13 protein-coding genes are annotated in these 17,685 nt (G+C 72.5%); 7 read left to right on the forward strand and 6 right to left on the reverse strand.

What is annotated here, in order from left to right:
* The first annotated feature begins 123 nt into the window (after window positions 1-123).
* On the forward strand, window positions 124-1,368 hold the full coding sequence (locus ACFQ7Q_RS17705) for an alginate lyase family protein (RefSeq protein WP_383555711.1): 1,245 nt from the start codon (window positions 124-126) through the stop codon (window positions 1,366-1,368).
* A gap of 7 nt (window positions 1,369-1,375) precedes the next feature.
* Here the strand turns inward: ACFQ7Q_RS17705 and ACFQ7Q_RS17710 are convergent, their stop codons facing one another.
* The 4 genes from ACFQ7Q_RS17710 to ACFQ7Q_RS17725 all read right to left on the reverse strand — a co-directional run bounded on the left by ACFQ7Q_RS17710 (window position 1,376) and on the right by ACFQ7Q_RS17725 (window position 7,056).
* Complete coding sequence (locus tag ACFQ7Q_RS17710) at window positions 1,376-3,106, reverse strand: sensor histidine kinase (RefSeq protein WP_383555713.1); 1,731 nt, start codon at window positions 3,104-3,106, stop codon at window positions 1,376-1,378.
* Window positions 3,107-3,193: 87 nt separating this feature from the next.
* The gene (locus ACFQ7Q_RS17715; protein ID WP_383555714.1) at window positions 3,194-3,847 is read right to left on the reverse strand and encodes a response regulator; all 654 of its coding nucleotides are present in this window, start codon (window positions 3,845-3,847) and stop codon (window positions 3,194-3,196) included.
* 75 nt (window positions 3,848-3,922) lie between these two features.
* Complete coding sequence (locus ACFQ7Q_RS17720) at window positions 3,923-5,953, reverse strand: M4 family metallopeptidase (RefSeq protein ID WP_383555716.1); 2,031 nt, start codon at window positions 5,951-5,953, stop codon at window positions 3,923-3,925.
* 203 nt (window positions 5,954-6,156) lie between these two features.
* The gene (locus tag ACFQ7Q_RS17725; RefSeq protein WP_383555719.1) at window positions 6,157-7,056 is read right to left on the reverse strand and encodes a TetR/AcrR family transcriptional regulator C-terminal domain-containing protein; all 900 of its coding nucleotides are present in this window, start codon (window positions 7,054-7,056) and stop codon (window positions 6,157-6,159) included.
* Between the two features lie 124 nt (window positions 7,057-7,180).
* Here ACFQ7Q_RS17725 and ACFQ7Q_RS17730 point away from each other — a divergent pair, with 124 nt between their 5' ends.
* Window positions 7,181-8,659: an MFS transporter gene (locus ACFQ7Q_RS17730; RefSeq protein ID WP_383555722.1), complete on the forward strand. Its 1,479-nt coding sequence runs from the start codon at window positions 7,181-7,183 to the stop codon at window positions 8,657-8,659.
* A gap of 118 nt (window positions 8,660-8,777) precedes the next feature.
* On the opposite strand, the gene ACFQ7Q_RS17735 is transcribed toward ACFQ7Q_RS17730, so the two are convergent.
* Both ACFQ7Q_RS17735 and ACFQ7Q_RS17740 read right to left on the reverse strand, forming a co-directional pair.
* Window positions 8,778-10,733, reverse strand: a complete 1,956-nt coding sequence (locus ACFQ7Q_RS17735; RefSeq protein WP_383555724.1) for an ABC transporter ATP-binding protein — start codon at window positions 10,731-10,733, stop codon at window positions 8,778-8,780.
* Complete coding sequence (locus ACFQ7Q_RS17740; RefSeq protein WP_383555727.1) at window positions 10,730-12,529, reverse strand: ABC transporter ATP-binding protein; 1,800 nt, start codon at window positions 12,527-12,529, stop codon at window positions 10,730-10,732. Before ACFQ7Q_RS17740 ends, ACFQ7Q_RS17735 begins: the two co-directional genes overlap by 4 nt.
* Window positions 12,530-12,717: 188 nt before the next feature.
* Here ACFQ7Q_RS17740 and ACFQ7Q_RS17745 point away from each other — a divergent pair, with 188 nt between their 5' ends.
* The 5 genes from ACFQ7Q_RS17745 to ACFQ7Q_RS17765 are packed head-to-tail and all read left to right on the forward strand — an operon-like array spanning window position 12,718 to window position 17,443.
* Entirely contained in the window at window positions 12,718-13,623 is a 906-nt protein-coding gene (locus tag ACFQ7Q_RS17745; protein ID WP_383555730.1) for an ABC transporter ATP-binding protein, read from the forward strand.
* A complete protein-coding gene (locus ACFQ7Q_RS17750) occupies window positions 13,620-14,363 on the forward strand; it encodes an ABC transporter permease (RefSeq protein WP_383555735.1) in 744 nt (247 codons plus the stop codon). Before ACFQ7Q_RS17745 ends, ACFQ7Q_RS17750 begins: the two co-directional genes overlap by 4 nt.
* A 24-nt stretch (window positions 14,364-14,387) precedes the next feature.
* Window positions 14,388-15,758, forward strand: a complete 1,371-nt coding sequence (locus ACFQ7Q_RS17755; protein WP_383555742.1) for a sensor histidine kinase — start codon at window positions 14,388-14,390, stop codon at window positions 15,756-15,758.
* A complete protein-coding gene (locus ACFQ7Q_RS17760) occupies window positions 15,751-16,413 on the forward strand; it encodes a response regulator (RefSeq protein ID WP_383555737.1) in 663 nt (220 codons plus the stop codon). The genes ACFQ7Q_RS17755 and ACFQ7Q_RS17760 overlap by 8 nt, the downstream gene beginning before the upstream one ends.
* Window positions 16,414-16,441: 28 nt before the next feature.
* Window positions 16,442-17,443, forward strand: a complete 1,002-nt coding sequence (locus ACFQ7Q_RS17765) for a helix-turn-helix domain-containing protein (protein WP_383555740.1) — start codon at window positions 16,442-16,444, stop codon at window positions 17,441-17,443.
* Window positions 17,444-17,685: the final 242 nt, after the last annotated feature.

Here is a 17,685-nt window from a genome sequence, read left to right on the forward strand (position 1 = left end):
ACGCACGCTGGTACAGACCAAGGTCTTGACGTGTCCATGGGGCCACCTCTAAGTTCCACGCTCGACGCGGAGTTCATTCACCCGCTCGACATTCACATACAGGAACGGAAGGCACTCCCCCACATGCGCCTCAAAGCCCTGGTCCCCGCACTCGCCACCGCCCTGGCGGCGGCCGTCGCCGTCACACTCGCGCCGACGGCCGCCGCCGGGCCCGAACAGGCCCCGGCGGCCCCGGCCGCCCCGGCTCAGGCGGCCGCCCCCGCTCAGGCGGCCGCCCCCGCGACCTTCACCCACCCCGGTGTCGTCGTGTCCCGGCCCCAACTCGACTTCGTACGCTCGAAGGTTCAGGCCGGCGCGCAGCCCTGGAAGGCCGCCTACGACCAGATGGCGGCGAGCTCCTACGCCTCCCTGACGCGCGCGCCCAAGCCGCGCGCGATCGTCGAATGCGGCTCCTCCTCCAACCCCAACAACGGCTGCACGGACGAGCGGCAGGACGCGGTCGCCGCCTACACCCAGGCGCTCGCCTGGTACATCACCCGGGACGACCGCCACGCCCGCAAGGCGATCGAGATCATGGACGCCTGGTCGGCCGTGATCAAGGACCACACCAACTCCAACGCCCCGCTCCAGACCGGCTGGGCCGGGTCCTCCTGGCCGCGGGCCGCCGAGATCATCAAGCACACCTACACCGGCGGGTGGGCGAACTCCGGCCGCTTCGCGACCATGCTCCGCACCGTCTATCTCCCCGAGATCATCAACGGCGCCGCCACCAAGAACGGCAACTGGGAACTCATCATGACCGAGGCCGCCCTCGGGATCGCCGTCCACCTGGAGGACCGGGCGGCCTACGACAAGGCCGTGAAGACCTATCTCGGCAGGGTTCCCGCGTACATCTATCTCTCCACCGACGGTGCCACGCCCAAGCCGCCGCCGAACAGCGGCATCGACACCCGCGACGAGATCGTGAAGTACTGGCAGGGCCAGTCCACCTTCGCCGACGGACTCTCCCAGGAGACCTGCCGGGACTTCGGCCACACCGGCTGGGGCCTCGCCGCCGCCGTCCACACCGCCGAGACCAGCCGCATCCAGGGCGCGGACCTCTACCCCCAGGTCTCCGAACGGCTGCGGCATGCGCTCGGGTTCCACACCAAGTACGAGAACGGTACGGCGATCCCGTCCTGGCTCTGCGGCGGCGCGGTGAAGCCCGGCCTGGGGCGGGTGACGGAGGTCGGTTTCAACGCCCTCAACGGACGCATGGGGATCCCCATGACCAACACGCGGACGTACACCGAGTCGCACCGGCCCTCGAGCACGGACAACTACTTCGTCTCCTGGGAGACCCTGACGCACGCGGGGAACCCGAACTGACGCCGGCTCAGCCCACCAGCGCCTTGTCGGCGAGCCGCCCGTCGACGAGGCACAGGCGGTAGACGGGCACCGCGGCCGTCATCGTCGCCCGGTAGTACAGACACCGGTCCATGCCGGGCGGCTCCGCCGGTGCGTCGGCGGGCGGCCCGTCCAGCGGGTGCGGTGGGAGGCGTTCGGCGTCGGCGGAGAGCGGATCGCCGACGCGCAGCGAGACGTAGTCGTCCCGGTCCAGGAAGGACCGGGACTGCGTCCACAGCCCGAAGAGGAGCATCACGAGACCGAGCGTGGCGACCAGCGTGAGCGGGATCCAGATCGCCTGCGCGAGCCCGCGCCGCACCTCCCGCCGGGCCAGGTCCCGTTCCCGTACGGAGGTGGGCGCGGCGGCCGCTCCGGTGCTCGCAGGGGGTCCTGCCGCCGCGACACCGGGCTCCAGCGGCAGCACCGCCCGGACGGCGAACCCGCCGACCCCGTCCTGACCGTGGCTCAGCCGCCCCCCGGCCAGCCGCACCCGCTCGTCGAGCCCGACGAGCCCGGTGCCGCCGGAGACGGCCCCGGCGGGACGGTCACCGACCCGCCCGGACGGACCACCGGCCCGCGCGGCCTGCTCCGTGGGGGCACGGCCGGGGACGACGCCGGACGTGCCCGCACGGGGATCGGTCGGTGCGCCGGACCTTCCTGCCCCCGCACGGCCCGATACGGCGGCTGGGCTCCGACGGCTCCGCGGGTCGCCGGCCGCCCGGGTGACGGGGCCGTTGGACACGGACACCGTCAACGCGCCGTCCGCCCGCTCCAGCGCGACCCGGATCGGGGCTCCCGGCGCGTGCTTGGACGCGTTCGTGAGGGACTCCACCACCAGCCGGTGGACCGCCCGGTCGACCATCGGCGGTGTCCCGCCGCCCGGACCGGTCGCCGTCAGCTCCACCCGGAGCCCGGACGCGGCCGCCCGCTCCACGACCTCCTCGACCGTCTCCCCGACCGGGGTCGTCGGAGCGCCGCCCGGCTCCTCCTCGTCGCCCGTCCGCAGGACACCGATGATGTCCCGCAGCCGGGCCGTCGCGTCGGCGGCGGCCACGCGCAACTCCCCGGCCGCGGCCTGCTGTCGGGCGCCGAGCCCCGGATCGACCTCCAGCGCGGCGGCGCGCAGTGCGATCAGCGCGAGGTCGTGACCGAGCGAGTCGTGCATGTCGCCCGCGATCCGGGAGCGTTCGCGCAGGCGCTCCCGGTCGGCGACGGCCGCCTGCTCGCGTTCCATGCGCGCGGCGAGCTCCCAGCCGGTCCGGACGAGCCGGGCGTACTGGCGCACGTACCGGCCCGTCAGCCAGGGCGCGACGATGGCCAGGGCGAGGACCAGGACGACGGTGAACCCCTGGGAGACGTTTCCGTCCGAGAGCGGGACGAGCGCGAAGCCGAGCACCGCGACCGCGGCGAACAGGGCCAGCGCGGCGCGGGTGTGCTGCTGCCGGCGTCCGGCGAGATAGCCGAGGACGACGAGCGCGAGCACGTACGGCGCGGTGAACAGCTCCGGGGAGGTGGCGAGGCTCAGCGCGACGGCGAGGGCGAGCGAGACCAGCGGCAGCGCCCGGCAGCACGCCACGGCCACGCCGAGCACGACGACCCCCGTGACGACCTGCCCCCATGAGCCGCCGTCGTTGGGGTCGAGCCGCAGCAGCACGGGCGTGCAGAGCAGACCCCAGAGGCCGAGGTCGAGCAGCGGATCCCGAAGTCGTTCACGACGCATCCACCCAGCTTGCCGGACGGACGGGACAGGGACCCCTGACGAAAGTAGCGCCCGCGGGTCCGGGAAGAGGGACGGGCTCCAGGGGTGTCAGCCCTCCACCAGGCCCGCCTCGTACGCCAGGATCGCCAGTTGTACGCGGTTCTTCAGGGCGAGGCGGGCGAGGACCGCGCTCACGTGGGCCTTCACGGTGCCCTCCACCACGTACAGCCGGGACGCGATCTCCCCGTTCGACAGACCGGCGCCCACCAGGGCCACCACCTCCCGCTCCCGTGCCGTCAGCGGCTCCAGGCGCTCCCGGGCCTCCGCCGCGCGGGAGAGCCGGCCGGTCGGGAGGTGCGCGATGACGCGCCGCGTGACCTGCGGGGAGAGGAACGCGGCCCCGGCGGCCACCGCCCGTACCCCCGCGAGCAGTTCCCTCGGGTCGCCGGACTTCAGCAGGAAGCCGGCCGCGCCCGAGCCGAGGGCCTGGGCGATGTACTCGTCCTCGGAGAACGTCGTCAGCATCACGACCGCCGCCTCCGGCACCGCGCGGCGCAGCTCCTCCGCGGCCCCGAGACCGTCGAGCCTCGGCATCCGGATGTCGAGGAGGACCACGTCGGGCAGGTGGCGTCGGGCGAGTTCGACGGCCTCGCGCCCGTCGGCCGCCTCCGCGACCACCTCGATCCCCGGGTCGGCGGCGAGGATCGCCTTCACCCCGGCCCGGATCATCGCCTCGTCGTCCGCGAGCAGCACCCTGATCATGTCCACCAGCCTAGGCACGAACGCGCGGACGCCCGGAGGGAACGAGCCCTCCGGGCGTCCGTCACTCACCCGGTGTTACGGGAAGGTGAGCTTGAAGCTGTTGATGTAGCCGGTGTCGATCGCCGCCTTGTCCTGGACGCGGAGCTTCCAGGCGCCGTTGGCGACCTCCGAGGAGGCGTTCACGGTGTAGGTCTGGACGAGGTTGTCGGCGCTGCCGCCGGACCGGTTGTGCACGTTGTAGACCGAGCCGTCGGGGGCGACGAGGTCGACGACGAGGTCACCGCGGTAGGTGTGGACGATGTCCACGTCCACCTTCAGGGTGGAGGGCGCGTTGCCCGTGATGCCGGTGACGTTGACCGTGGAGGTCACCGCGGCGCCGTTGTCGGGGATCGACACGTCGGCCGTGTTCTCGAAGACCTTGCCCGGGTTGGGGTTGCCCCCGCCGGGGCGCGAGCCCACGTTGATGCCGGCCCAGGCGTGCTCGACGGCCAGGACCTCGGGGCTGCCGGCGCCGTACAGCTCGGTGGCCACCGCGACCGTACCGGTGCGGGCACCGGCGTAGTTGGTGTTCGAGCTGAACTTGGTGGTGAGCGCCTTGAACCAGATCAGCGCTGCCTTGTCACGGCCGATGCCGGTGACGGGCAGACCGTCGGAGGTCGGCGAGTCGTAGCTCACGCCGTTGATGGTCTTCGCGCCGCTGCCCTCGGAGAGCAGGTAGAACCAGTGGTTCGCCGGGCCCGAGGAGTAGTGGACGTCGATGCCGCCGATGCCCGAGTACCAGGCGTCCTTGGACGAGCCGTCCTTGCTCGGCTTGTCCATGTAGCGCAGCGGGGTGCCGTTGCCGCGGATGTCGATCTTCTCGCCGACGAGGTAGTCGCCCTTGTCCGAGGTGTTGTTGGCGTAGAACTCGACGGCCGCCGCGAAGATGTCGGAGGTGGCCTCGTTCAGACCGCCGGACTCACCGCTGTAGACCAGACCGGCGGTGTTGGAGGTGACGCCGTGCGTCATCTCGTGCGCGGCCACGTCGATCGAGGTGAGCGGCTTGGTGTTGCCGGAGCCGTCGCCGTACGTCATGCAGAAGCAGGAGTCCTGCCAGAAGGCGTTGACGTACGCGTTGCCGTAGTGGACCCGGGAGTACGCGCCGACGCCGTCACCGCGGATGCCGGAACGGCCGTGCACGTTCTTGTAGTAGTCCCAGGTGACACCGGCGCCGAAGTGCGCGTCCGCGCCCGCGGTCTCCGCGTTCTGCGGGGTGCCGTCGCCCCAGATGTCGTCGGAGCCGGAGAAGAGCGTTCCGGTGCCGGACGTACCCCGGTTGAGGTTGTACGTCTTGTGGTTGCCGCGGCCGGTGTCGGTCAGCGTGTACGAGGGCGCGGTGCCCAGCGTCACCTGGCCGCTGTACTGCGTGTTGCCGGTACCGGTGTGGACGGCCTGCCACTCGTACAGCTTGGCGCCGGTGGTGGCGTCGGTGACGACGTGCAGCTCGTTCGGGGTGCCGTCGTGCTGGAGGCCGCCGACGACGGTCTCGTACGCGAGGACGGGCGAACCCTGCGCCATCCAGACGACCTTGCGCGGCGCGCGCTCGGCGGCGGTCTTCTTCGAGCCCTCCGCCGCGGCGGCGCCGAGCGCCTGCTTCTCGGCGGCGGCCGGGGCGACGTCGGCGGTCGTGTCGACGTTCTTCAGCTCGGCACGGGAAGCCTTGGTGACGCCCTGGGTCACGCCGGCCTTGGTCTCCTGGACGACCAGGTCGCCACCGAGGACGGGGAGTCCGGCGTAGGTGCGCTCGTAGCGCGTGTGGGTCGTGCCGTCGCGGTCCTGGACGACGTCGCGGACGACGAGCTTCTCCTGGGCGCCGAGGCCGAGGGACTTGGCGGTCGCCGCCTTGTCGGCGTCGGCCGCGCGTATCAGCGCGGAGCGCTGGGCGGGGGACAGGTCGGCCGGCAGCTTGCCGGGGTTGGCCTGGCCCGCGGCCTGGGCCTTCGGGGCGATGGTCCACTGGTCGTCCGCCGCGGTGGCGGAACCCGACTGGACGCCGACGGCGATCATGGCCGCGGCAGCGATCAGAGCGCCGGTCGCGGTGGCGCGACGGCTGGGCGTGGATCTCACGCAGACTCCTTTTGCGAGGGGGGTACCGGACCACTGGGTGGGTCGGTCCGGGCAGAGCAAACAGAGCTGTGGAGCACGTACTCGTGAAGCGCGAACTCTGGTGCGAAGAGCCGGGGGAGAGAGTGGCAGCCGTGGAGGCTCCCTGTCAGGAGCGCGTCAACAAGTTGGCCGGAAATCGTCCGCTGCCCGAAAGGTCGTGTTCGTTAACCGGACGTTTCGTCGATCATGGCCGCGATGCCGTCCAGCGTTCTCCGGAGCCCGAATTCGAAGAGCGTCTCCAGGTCCAACTCGAAGTCGGTGCCCGCGGTGACGGCGTCGAGCAGGGGATACGAGCCTCCGGACGAGATCGCGTCGAACCGTGGCTCGTTCTGGTCCATCCACTCTCCGTCGGACATCCCGCTGTCCTGACGCGCCTGCTCCTCCAAGTCGTCCGCCATGGCCACTCCTTGGACATAGGCGAAGAGCAGCAGATGGGTGTGGATCTTCTCGAAGGGGGTCAGCGGCGTGTTCCGCAGCACCCCGAGGATCCACTCCATGTACGCCATCGCGTTCGGCGCGGCGACCGGCCGGGTGAACGCGGCCATCGCCTGCGCCAGCCAACGGTGACGGGCGTACACCCCGCGCAGCCAACGCGCACCTTGCTCCAGGCCGGTGCGCCAGTCCGTCGGCGCCGGCCCGAGCGGCACCTCCCCGCACACCGCGTCCGTCATCAGCCGCACCAGCTCGACCTTGCCCGGGACATGGCGGTACAGAGCCATCGTGGAGGTGTTCAGCGATGTCGCGAGCCGGCGCATCGTGAGCGCGGCCAGGCCCTCGGAGTCGGCGAGTTCGAGGGCCGTGCGGACGATCCGCTCACGGGTGAGGCCCGTCGGCGGCCGGGCCGCGGCCGGCGCCGCCACCACCGTGCCGACACCCGGCTCGGGGTGGACGAGACCTTCCTGGCGCAGCGCCGCCAGAGCCTTGGACGCCGTCGCCATCGCGACGCCCCACTCGCGGGTGATGGCCCGTGTGGACGGGACCAGATCGCCGGGGGAGAGCTCGCCGGAGAGGATCCGCCGACGTATCGCGGCGGCGATGGCGAGGTAGGGCGGCGGACTGGTCATCGCGGCAGTGTACTAGTGCGCCTCGGTGCATGTACGCGCCTCTGAACTGCCGCTTCGCCGGATGTGCGCGGGGTGCACTAGGGCGAGCACGGCACCGTACGCAGACAGCTGCTTCGCTCCCCTCATGACGCTCACGACACCGACGGAAAACGTCCTCGCCGGCCGCCGCGAATGGACGGCGCTCGCCGTGCTGATGCTGCCGCTCCTCCTCGTCTCCATGGACGTCTCGATCCTCTACTTCGCCATCCCCTCCATCAGCGCCGACCTCCACCCCGGGGCCACCGCGCAGCTGTGGATCCTCGACATGTACGGCTTCGTCCTCGCCGGACTCCTCATCACCATGGGGGCGCTCGGGGACCGCATCGGCCGCCGCAAGCTGCTCCTCGGCGGCGCCGCGCTGTTCGGTCTCGCGTCGGTCGCCGCCGCCTACGCCCACAGTCCGGGCATGCTGATCGCCGCCCGTGCGCTGCTCGGGGTCGCCGGGGCCTGTCTGATGCCGTCCACGCTCGCCCTGATCCGCACCCTCTTCCGCGACGAGGCCCAGCGGGCCAAGGCGGTCACGATCTGGACGACCGTGATGGCGAGCGGCATCTCCCTCGGCCCGGTCGTCAGCGGCGCGCTCGTCGAACACTTCTGGTGGGGCTCGGTCTTCCTCGTCAACCTGCCCGCGATGCTCCTCCTCCTGATCCTCGGACCCGTACTCCTTTCCGAGTCCACGGGCGCGGCGGCGCGCGGGCGGTTCGACTGGACCAGCGCGCTGCTGTCGCTGGCCGCGCTGCTGCCGCTCATCCACGGAATCAAGGAGCTCGCCAAGGACGGCTGGCGTCCGCTGCCGGCGCTCGCGGTCACGGCGGGCCTGCTGGTCGCCCTGGTGTTCCTGCGCCGGCAGAGCCGGCTCGCCGAGCCGATGGTGGACCTCGCGCTGCTGCGCAAGCGGGCGTACGGGGGATCGGTGCTGGTGAACCTGCTCGCCATGGTCGCGACCGTCGGCTTCGCCGTCTTCCTCACCCAGTACCTCCAGTCCGTCCTCGGCCAGAGCCCGTTGGAGGCGGCGCTGTGGAGCCTGGCGCCGTCGGTGGGCGTCATGATCGCCGCGCCCCTGGCCGCGATGCTCGCGGGGCGGGTGGACCGGGCGTACGTGATGACCGGCGGGTTCCTGCTCTCGGCGGTCGGCTTCGCAGCTCTGACGCTCGTCGACGCCGACACTCCGCTGTGGGTCGTCCTCGTCGGTGCCACGGTGTACGCCTCCGGCCTCGTCTCGGCGATGACCCTCGCCAACGAGAGCGCGCTCGGCGCGGCCCCGCCGGAGCGGGCGGGCGCGGCGGCGGCGGTCCTGGAATCGGGCACGGAGCTGGGTGGGGCGCTCGGGATGGCGATCCTCGGCTCGATCGGAGCCGCGGTCTACACGGCCGAGATGCCGGCTTCGGCGCCGGCGGTGGCGCGGGAGACGCTGGGTGGGGCGATGGCCTTTCCCGGGGAGGTGCTGGACGCGGCGCGCGGGGCGTTCACGTCGGCGCTGAACGGGGCGGCGTACGGGGCGGCGGGGGTGATGCTCCTGGCCGCGGTGCTGTGTGTGGCGCTGCTGCGGGGGCGCAGGGCCTGACGGGGCGCCGTCCCGTCGTGCCCACCCGTCCCGCCCGGGTCCCCGGACGGAGTCCGGGGAGGGCCGATGGACCACGACGGGGCGGGGTGGGCACCACGGTCGGCCGGAGGCCCGGCCCTCAACCCACCAGGCTGTCCCGCCAGGCGCGGTGGAGGGTCGCGAAGCGGCCCTCGCCACCCACCAGCTCCGACGGGTGACCGTCCTCGACGATGCGGCCGTGCTCCATCACCAGGACGCGGTCCGCGATCTCCACCGTCGACAGCCGGTGGGCGATCACCACCGCCGTCCGACCGGCGAGCACCGTGTCCATCGCCTGCTGCACCGCCCGTTCCCCCGGAACGTCCAGCGAGCTCGTCGCCTCGTCCAGGATGAGGACCGCCGGGTCCGCGAGGAGCGCGCGGGCGAAAGCGACCAACTGCCGCTGGCCCGCCGAGATCCGCCCGCCCCGCTTCCGTACGTCCGTGTCGTACCCGTCCGGAAGCCCCGCGATGAACTCGTGCGCGCCGATCGCCTTCGCCGCCTGCTCGATCTCCGCCCGGGTCGCGTCCGGCCGCCCGATCGCGATGTTCTCGGCGACCGTCCCCGAGAACAGGAACGCCTCCTGCGTCACCATCACCACACCGCGCCGCAGTTCGGGCGTCGAGAGCTCCCGGACGTCGACCCCGTCGAGCAGCACCCGCCCCTCCGTCGGATCGTAGAAACGGGCCAGCAGCTTGGCGAGCGTCGACTTGCCCGCGCCCGTGGAGCCGACGACGGCGACCGTCTGGCCCGCGGGGATCGCGAGGTCGAAGCGGGGCAGCACCTCGCCGCCGGTCCGGTACGCGAACCGCACCCCCTCGAAGACGACTTCGCGCCCGGGCGTCCCGCTCCCGCGTGCCGGGAGCTCCTTGGGCGAGACGGCCTCGGGGACGCCGGGCTCCTGAGCCAGCAGGCCCGCGATCTTGGCGAGCGACGCGGCCGCCGACTGGTACGAGTTGAGGAACATGCCGAGCCGGTCGATCGGGTCGTACAACCGCCGCATGTACAGCACCGCCGCCGCCAGCACGCCGAGCGCCAGGGTGCCCCCGGCCACCCGGTAGGCGCCCCACAGGCACATGCCGGCCACGGCCGTGTTCGCCACGAGGCGCGAGCCGACGACATAGCGGGCCATCTCCAGGAGCGAGTCGCCGTTGCTGCGCTCATGGCGGTGGTTGAGCGCGGCGAACTCGGCGTCGTTGGCCCGCTCCCTGCGGAACGCCCGTACCGGCCGGATGCCGTTCATCGTCTCCGCGAACTTCACGATCACGCCCGCGATGGCGGTGGACCGCTCGGCGAAGACGAGGGCCGCGCGCCCCTGGTAGATCCGTACGAGCAGATACAGCGGTACGAAGGAGGCGACGGCCACCGCGCCGATGCCCAGGTCCAGCCAGAGGAGCATCGCCGAGATGTACACGAACGCGAGGACGACGCCGATCAGCTCCTGGAGCCCCTCGGCGAGCAGTTCCCGCAGGGACTCCACGTCCGTGGTGGAGCGGGAGATGAGCCGGCCGGAGGTGTACCGCTCGTGGAAGTCCACGCTGAGCGCCTGGGCGTGGCGGAAGATCCGCCCGCGCAGGTCGAGCAGCACGTCCTGGTTGACGCGGGCGGCGCCGCGGACGAAGGCGTACTGGAGGAGTCCGGCGGCCGCCGCGCAGAGGAGGTACCCGACGGCGACGGCCACGACGGGCCCGTAGTCCCCGTCCCGGATGGCGGGCACGCCGCGGTCGATGGCGTACGCGACGAGCAGCGGACCGGCCTGCACGGCGGCCTGCTGGACCAGGAGCACGAGCGCGGCGACGGCCACGCGCGCGCGGTGGGCGGAGAGCAGCGAACGCAGCAGCGCGCCGGTGGCCCCGGGGGCGGTGGGCAGATCGTCCTGGTCGAAGGGATCGCCGTGGGGCGCACCGGCGGCGGACGCCCCGGGTCGGTCCCCGGACGCCCCGGCCTTCGTCAGGCCGGCGTCCGTCCCGGAGGGCGCGGCCGTCGGCGTCCCGGGTGCCTTGCCCGGAGCCGTTCCTTCCGTGTCCGTCGCTGATGTCGTCGTGGGATCCGTCATCGTTCCTCGTTCCCCTCGCCCGACATCAGCCAGGCGTACTCGGCGTTGCTCCGCAGCAGTTCGTGGTGGGTGCCCACCGCCGCGATCCGGCCCTCGGACAGGAGCGCGACCCGGTCCGCGAGCATGACGGTCGACGGGCGGTGCGCCACGACCAGCGCGGTCGTCTCGCGCAGGACCTCCCGCAGCGCCGCCTCCACCAGGGCCTCGGTGTGGACGTCCAGCGCGGACAGCGGGTCGTCGAGGACCAGGAAGCGCGGACGGCCGACGACCGCGCGGGCCAGGGCGAGGCGCTGGCGCTGGCCGCCCGAGAGGCTCAGGCCCTGCTCGCCCACCTGGGTCGCCGCGCCCTCGGGGAGCGCGGTCACGAACCCCTCGGCCTGGGCCACTCCCAGCGCACGCCGCAGCTCCGGTTCGCCGGCCCCCGCCCCCGTGCCCATCAGTACGTTCTCGCCCACGCTCGCCGAGAAGAGCGTCGGCTCCTCGAAGGCCACCGACACCAGCGCGCGCAGCCGTTCGCGCTCCATGCGGGTGATGTCCTCGCCGTCGAGCAGGATCCGTCCGCCGGTCGCCTCGTGCAGCCGGGGGACGAGAGCCGTCAGGGTGGTCTTGCCCGAACCGGTCCCGCCCACCAGCGCGAGGGTCTCGCCGGGCCGGATGTGCAGGTCGATGCCGTCGAGCACCGGAGGGGTGTCCGCCGACGCGTCCGGGTAGCGGAAGGTGACGTTCTCGAACCGCACACCGTCCGAGGGCGAGGCGCCCGCGGCCCGTACGGGAGTCGACTGCGGCCCCGGCGTCTCCTGAGCCTCGTCCATCACCTCGAAGTACCGCTCCGTCGCCGTCGACGCCTCCTGGCTCATCGCCAGCAGGAAGCCGATCGACTCCACCGGCCAGCGCAGTGCGAGCGCCGTGGACAGGAAGGCGACGAGCGTGCCGGCCGACAGCTCGCCGTCGGCGACCTGGACGGTGCCGAGCACGAGCGCCGCGCCGATCGCGAGCTCCGGGATGATCGTGATGAGCGCCCAGATCCCGGCGAGCAGCCGAGCCTTGACCAGCTCGGTGCCCCGCAGCCGCTCGGCCAGCTCACGGAAGGCGAGGGCCTGGCTGCGGTGGCGGCCGAAGCCCTTGACGATCCGGATGCCGAGGACGCTCTCCTCGACCACGGTGGTCAGATCGCCGACCTGGTCCTGGGCGCTCCGGGCGACGACGGAGTACTTCGTCTCGAACAGCGAGCAGAGGATCACCAGCGGGACGACGGGGGTGAGCAGCACCAGGCCCAGCGTCCAGTCCTGGCCGAGCAGCAGGACGTAACCGGCGAGGATCGTCACGCCGTTGACCAGCAGGAAGGTCAGGGGGAAGGCGAGGAACATCCGGACCAGCATCAGATCGGTCGTGCCGCGGGACAGCAGCTGACCCGAGGCCCACCGGTCGTGGAAGGCGATCGGCAGCCGTTGCAGACGCGAGAAGAGATCGGCCCGCATCCGCGCCTCGACCCCGGCCAGCGGCCGCGCGACCAGCCACCGCCGAAAGCCGAAGAGCACCGCCTCCGCGATCCCGAGCAGCAGCAGATACAGCGCGCCCAGCCACACGCCGCCCGGATCACCCGCGGCGACGGGCCCGTCGACCATCCACTTCAGGACGAGCGGAATGACGAGCGACAGACACGAGGCGACGATCGCGACGACGGCGGCGGTGACCAACCGCCCCCGCACCGGTCGTACATAGGGCCACAGGCGCAACAGCGTGCGCACGGCCGAGCGGTCGGGGGATTCCTTGGCGACTACATGTTCTCCGGGCATCAGGTCCGAGCCTAGGGTTCACCACTGACAACCCTCACCTGGTTTTCCCCCGCACCGGCCCACGACCGTCCGCGGGTCGCGAGGGCTCCCCGCTCCCGGAGTCGTACCGGCCATCAACCGATCGGTTGATCGTGCTTCGAGCGCGATGGCCGATGTCCCCGGACCGCCTCCGCGGCCACGCTTGAGTCATGCCAATGATCGAAGTTCAGGGCCTGCGCAAGGCCTACGGCGGCCGGAGCGTCGTCGACGGCGTCTCGTTCGAGGTCGCCGAGGGGGAGATCTTCGGGATCCTGGGACCCAACGGGGCCGGCAAGACCACGACCGTCGAGTGCGTCGAGGGACTCCGCGTCCCGGACGCCGGGACCGTGCGCGTCGGCGGGCTCGACCCCGTCGCCCGGCACGCCGACGTCACCCGGATCCTCGGGGTGCAGCTCCAGGAGAGCGAGCTCCAGGCCAAACTGACCGTACGGGAGGCCCTGGAGCTGTACGCCTCCTTCTACGAGCGGCCCGCCGACTGGCGGAACCTCGCCGAGAGGCTCGGGCTCGACGCCCATCTCGAAGCCCGGTTCGGGAAGCTGTCCGGCGGGCAGAAGCAGCGGCTCTTCATCGCGCTAGCCCTCGTCGGCAACCCGCGCGCCGTCGTCCTCGACGAGCTCACCACCGGGCTCGACCCGCGCGCCCGGCGCGAGACCTGGTCCCTCGTCGAGGACGTCCGGGCCGGCGGGGTGACCGTTCTGCTCGTCACCCACTTCATGGAGGAGGCCCAGCGCCTCTGCGACCGGATCGCCGTCATCGACAAGGGCCGGATCGCCGCGCTCGACACCCCCGACGGGCTGATCGGCCGCGCCACCGCCTCCAAGGTGATCTCCTTCGCCGCCGAGACCCCCCTCGACCCGGCGGAACTCCGTGCCCTGCCGCGGGTGGCCGCCGTGGAGACGAAGGACGGCCGGACCGTCGTCAGCGGCACCGACGAGACCGTCGACGCCCTCATCCGGCTCCTCGCCCGGCGCGCCGTCACCGCCCACCAGCTGAGGGTCGTCGACGCCACCCTCGACGATGCCTTCCTCGACCTGACAGGAGCCGACGACCGATGAGCACCGCCACCACCACGGTCCTGAAGACCGAGGTCCGACTCTTCACCCGCGAACCCGGCACGCTGTTCTGGGTGATGGTCTCGCCGACCGTCCTCCTGGTGATCCTCGGACTGATCCCGTCCTTCCGCGAGGCGTCCGAGGACCTCGGCGGCCGCCGCGTCATCGACCTCTACGTACCCGTCTCCGTCCTCTTCGCCATGATCATGGCCGGGCTCCAGGCGATGCCGCCCGTCCTCGCCGGCTACCGCGAACGCGGCATCCTGCGAAGGATGTCGACCACCCCGGTCCGCCCGGTCTCCCTCCTCACCGCCCAGATCACCCTGCACGGTGCCGCGGGCCTCCTCTCCTCCGCGCTCGTCATCGCCGTCGGCCGGCTGGCCTTCGGCGTCCGGCTGCCGCAGAACCTCCCCGGATACGTCCTCGCCCTGCTGCTCGCGATCGCCGGCGGCCTCGCCCTCGGCGCCGCCGTCTGTGCCGTCTCCCGTACGCAGAAGATCGCCACCGCGGTCGGGTCGGCCGTCTTCTTCCCGACGATGTTCACGGCGGGCGTCTGGGTCCCGGTCCAGGCCATGCCGGATACGCTGCAGCGCATCGTCGAGTTCACGCCGTACGGTGCCGCCTCGCAGGCGCTCGACGCGGCGACGACCGGCGGTTGGCCCGGATGGGCGGCGCTCGGGACCATGGCACTGTGGACGGTCGTGCTGACCGCCACGGCCGCGCGCTGGTTCCGCTGGGAATAGGGACGGCATGGGGGAGAGCCGATGATGGCGATGACGGTCGAGGAACGCTGGCGACAGTTCTTCCGCTGGGGGCCGCACGGCCTGCTGGCCCTCGCCACGATCCTCGCCGCCGCGGCCGCGGACCAGATCATGGACCGTACGGAGATGGCCACGACCGCGGTTCTGGTCGTCGCGGCGCTCGCCCTCCAACTCGGCTGGGACGCCCGCCAACGCCGAGTCGGAGCCGCGGAGCCCGATCCGACCGCGTCGGCCGACGGCGGGGGCGCCGACCCCACCGTGCGGGCCGTCGACGCCGCGGCGACCGGGCCCTCCGTATCGGCCACGGGTGAGCAGGCGGGGCTCGTCCCCGGCGCTCCCGGCACCGCGTCCCTCTGCTACTTCGTCCTGCGCACCGCGCTCGCCTTCGCGCTCGCCTGGTTCAACCCGTTCTTCTCCGTCTACGCCTGCATCGGCTTCTTCGACGCCGTACAGCTCCTGCCCCTTCGGTTCGCGCGCGCCGGACTCCTGTGCACCGCCGTCACCATGGCGGGTGCCCAGTCCGGAGGTCTGCCGCCCGCGTCGCTCGTCGGCTGGTTCGTCTTCGGCGGCCTCTTCACCCTCAACGCCTGCCTCGCCGTGGTCTTCTCCCACCTCGGCACGAAGGAGGCCGAGAAGGCAGCCGAGCGGGCCGCCACCATCACCGAACTCGCCCGCACCAACGCCCGTCTGGAACAGGCGCTCGACGAGAACGCCGCCCTCCAGGCCCAACTCCTGCTCCAGGCCCGCGAGGCCGGCGTCGCCGACGAGCGGCGGCGGCTCGCCGCCGAGATCCACGACACCCTCGCCCAGGGCCTGGCCGGGATCATCGCCCAGCTCCAGGTCGTCACCGCCACCCCTGACCAGGAACTCGCCCGGACCCACGTCCAGCGAGCCGCCGACCTCGCCCGCCACAGCCTCGGCGAGGCCCGCCGCTCCGTGCAGAACCTGAGCCCGGTCGCCCTGGAGCACGACACGCTCCCCGAGGCGCTGAGGAAGACCGTCGCCGACTGGGCCGAACGTACCGGCATCACGGCCCGGTTCACCGTCACCGGCACCGAGGAACCCCTGCACGACGAGGTCGCCGCCACCCTGCTGCGCATCGCCCAGGAGGCCCTCGCCAACGCCGAGCGCCACTCCGGCGCGTCCAGGGCCGGCGTCACCCTCTCCTACATGGGCGACGAGGTCACTCTCGACGTACGGGACGACGGCCGCGGCTTCGACCCCGGCGCGGTCCCCGCCCGCACCGGCGGTGGCGGCTTCGGCCTCGACGGCATGAGAGCCCGCGCCGAACGGCTCACCGGCGCCGTCGCCCTGGAGACCGGGCCCGGCGAGGGCACGGCGATCTCCGCCCGCGTACCGTTGGTCCACCATGGCTGAGCACAAGCGCGTCACCCTGCTGATCGTCGACGACCATCCCGTCGTACGGGACGGCCTGCGCGGCATGTTCACCGCCGGCACCCCGGGCACGCCCGGCTTCGAGGTCCTCGGCGAGGCGTCCGGCGGTGTCGAGGCCGTCGAACTCGCCCTGCGCCTCGACCCGGACGTCGTCCTCATGGACCTGCGGATGCCCGGCGGCAACGGCGTCGACGCGATCGCCGAGCTCACCCGGCGCGGGGCCCGCTCCCGGGTCCTCGTCCTCACCACGTACGACACCGACACGGACACGCTGCCCGCGATCGAGGCCGGAGCCACCGGCTACCTCCTCAAGGACGCGCCCCGCGAGGAGCTGTTCGCCGCGGTCCGGGCGGCCGCCGAAGGCCGCACCGTGCTGTCCCCGGCCGTCGCCTCCCGGCTCGTCACCCGGGTCCGCACCCCCGCGGCGCCGGTGGACGAGAGCCTCTCCGCGCGCGAACGCGAGGTCCTCGAACTCGTCGCCAGGGGCACCGCCAACCGTGCGATCGCCGCCGAGCTCTTCATCAGCGAGGCGACGGTGAAGACCCATCTGACGCACATCTATGGCAAGTTGGGCGTCAAGGACCGGGCTGCCGCGGTCGCGGTGGCGTACGACCGGGGCATCCTGGGCCGCAACTGACCGACGTGTGACGCGACTCGGGGGAGTCATGGACGTCCACCACTTCACGACCGATTCTCTGGACCCGGCGGAACGCTTCGGCGGGTGGCACGACCTGACGGCCAGAGCGCTCATTCCGACCGTCATCGGCAGCGAGCACGCCGACGACTTCCACGCCGAGGCGCACATCCTCGACCTCGGCGCCGTCCAGGTCACCGCGATGCGCTACCGGCCCCTGAACAGCAGCCGCACACCCCGGCTGATCAGCCGCTCCGACCCCGGCTACTACCAGCTCTCGCTCACCCTCAGCGGCGAGATGTGGATCTCCCAGAGCGGCCGGCACACGACACTCGGCGCCGGAGACCTGATGGTCTACGACTCCTCGCTGCCCTTCCACGGCGGTACGCGGAGCGAGGAGGGACAGCTCGGGCACATCGTCGCCCAGTTCCCCAAGGCGCTCCTTCCGCTCCCCGCCCGCGAGGCCGAACGGCTCGTGGCCCTTCGGATGGGCTCGGACTCCGGTTTCGGCGCGATGCTCGCCCAGTTCCTCGTCCGGCTCGTCGCCGACTGGGGGTCCCCTCAGGGCGGAGCCCTCGGGGGAGCGTCCTTCGACGAGAGCGACGCGCCCCGCCTGACACGGGTGATGCTCGACCTCCTCGCCGGGGCGGCCGGCCCGTACGTCGACGCCGAGAGCGCGCAGGAGCCCGAGAGCCGCCGGCACGCGCTGTTCCTGCGGATCCAGGAGTTCGTCCGGCTCAGGCTCGCCGACCCGGGACTCACCCCGCACACCATCGCCGCCGCCCACCACATCTCGGTGCGCTATCTGCACCTGCTGTGCCAGGAACACGGCGTCACCGTCTCCGGCTGGATCCGCGACCGCCGCCTGGACCGCGCCCGCCACGACCTCGCCGACCCGGCGCGGCGGGCGACGCCCGTCCACGACATCGCGGCCCGCTGGGGCTTCCGCCACCACGCGGCCTTCAGCCGGGCGTTCCGGACGGCCTACGGCTGCACGCCCAGCGAGTACCGGGAGTGCGCGCAGCGTCAATGAGCTGTGCGCTCCAGGCCAAAGACAGCGCCGAACGGACGCGCGGAGACTGGTCGGGCGCACGGAGCCGTCACGGGGGATGTCGGGGACGGTCCGCGCGCGGGTGCCCCAGGCGTGCGTGCCGCCACGGCACGCAGGGGGAAGCACCACCCCTTCCCGCACCGGCCACCGCCGTCGCGCCGCGGTGGCCGGTGCGGGTCCTACCCCGCGCCCCTCGCTTCACCCCTCACCCGGCGCCCCGCCCC

The sequence above is a fragment of the Streptomyces sp. NPDC056527 genome (genome assembly GCF_042794475.1).
Classification (GTDB): Bacteria; Actinomycetota; Actinomycetes; order Streptomycetales; family Streptomycetaceae; genus Streptomyces.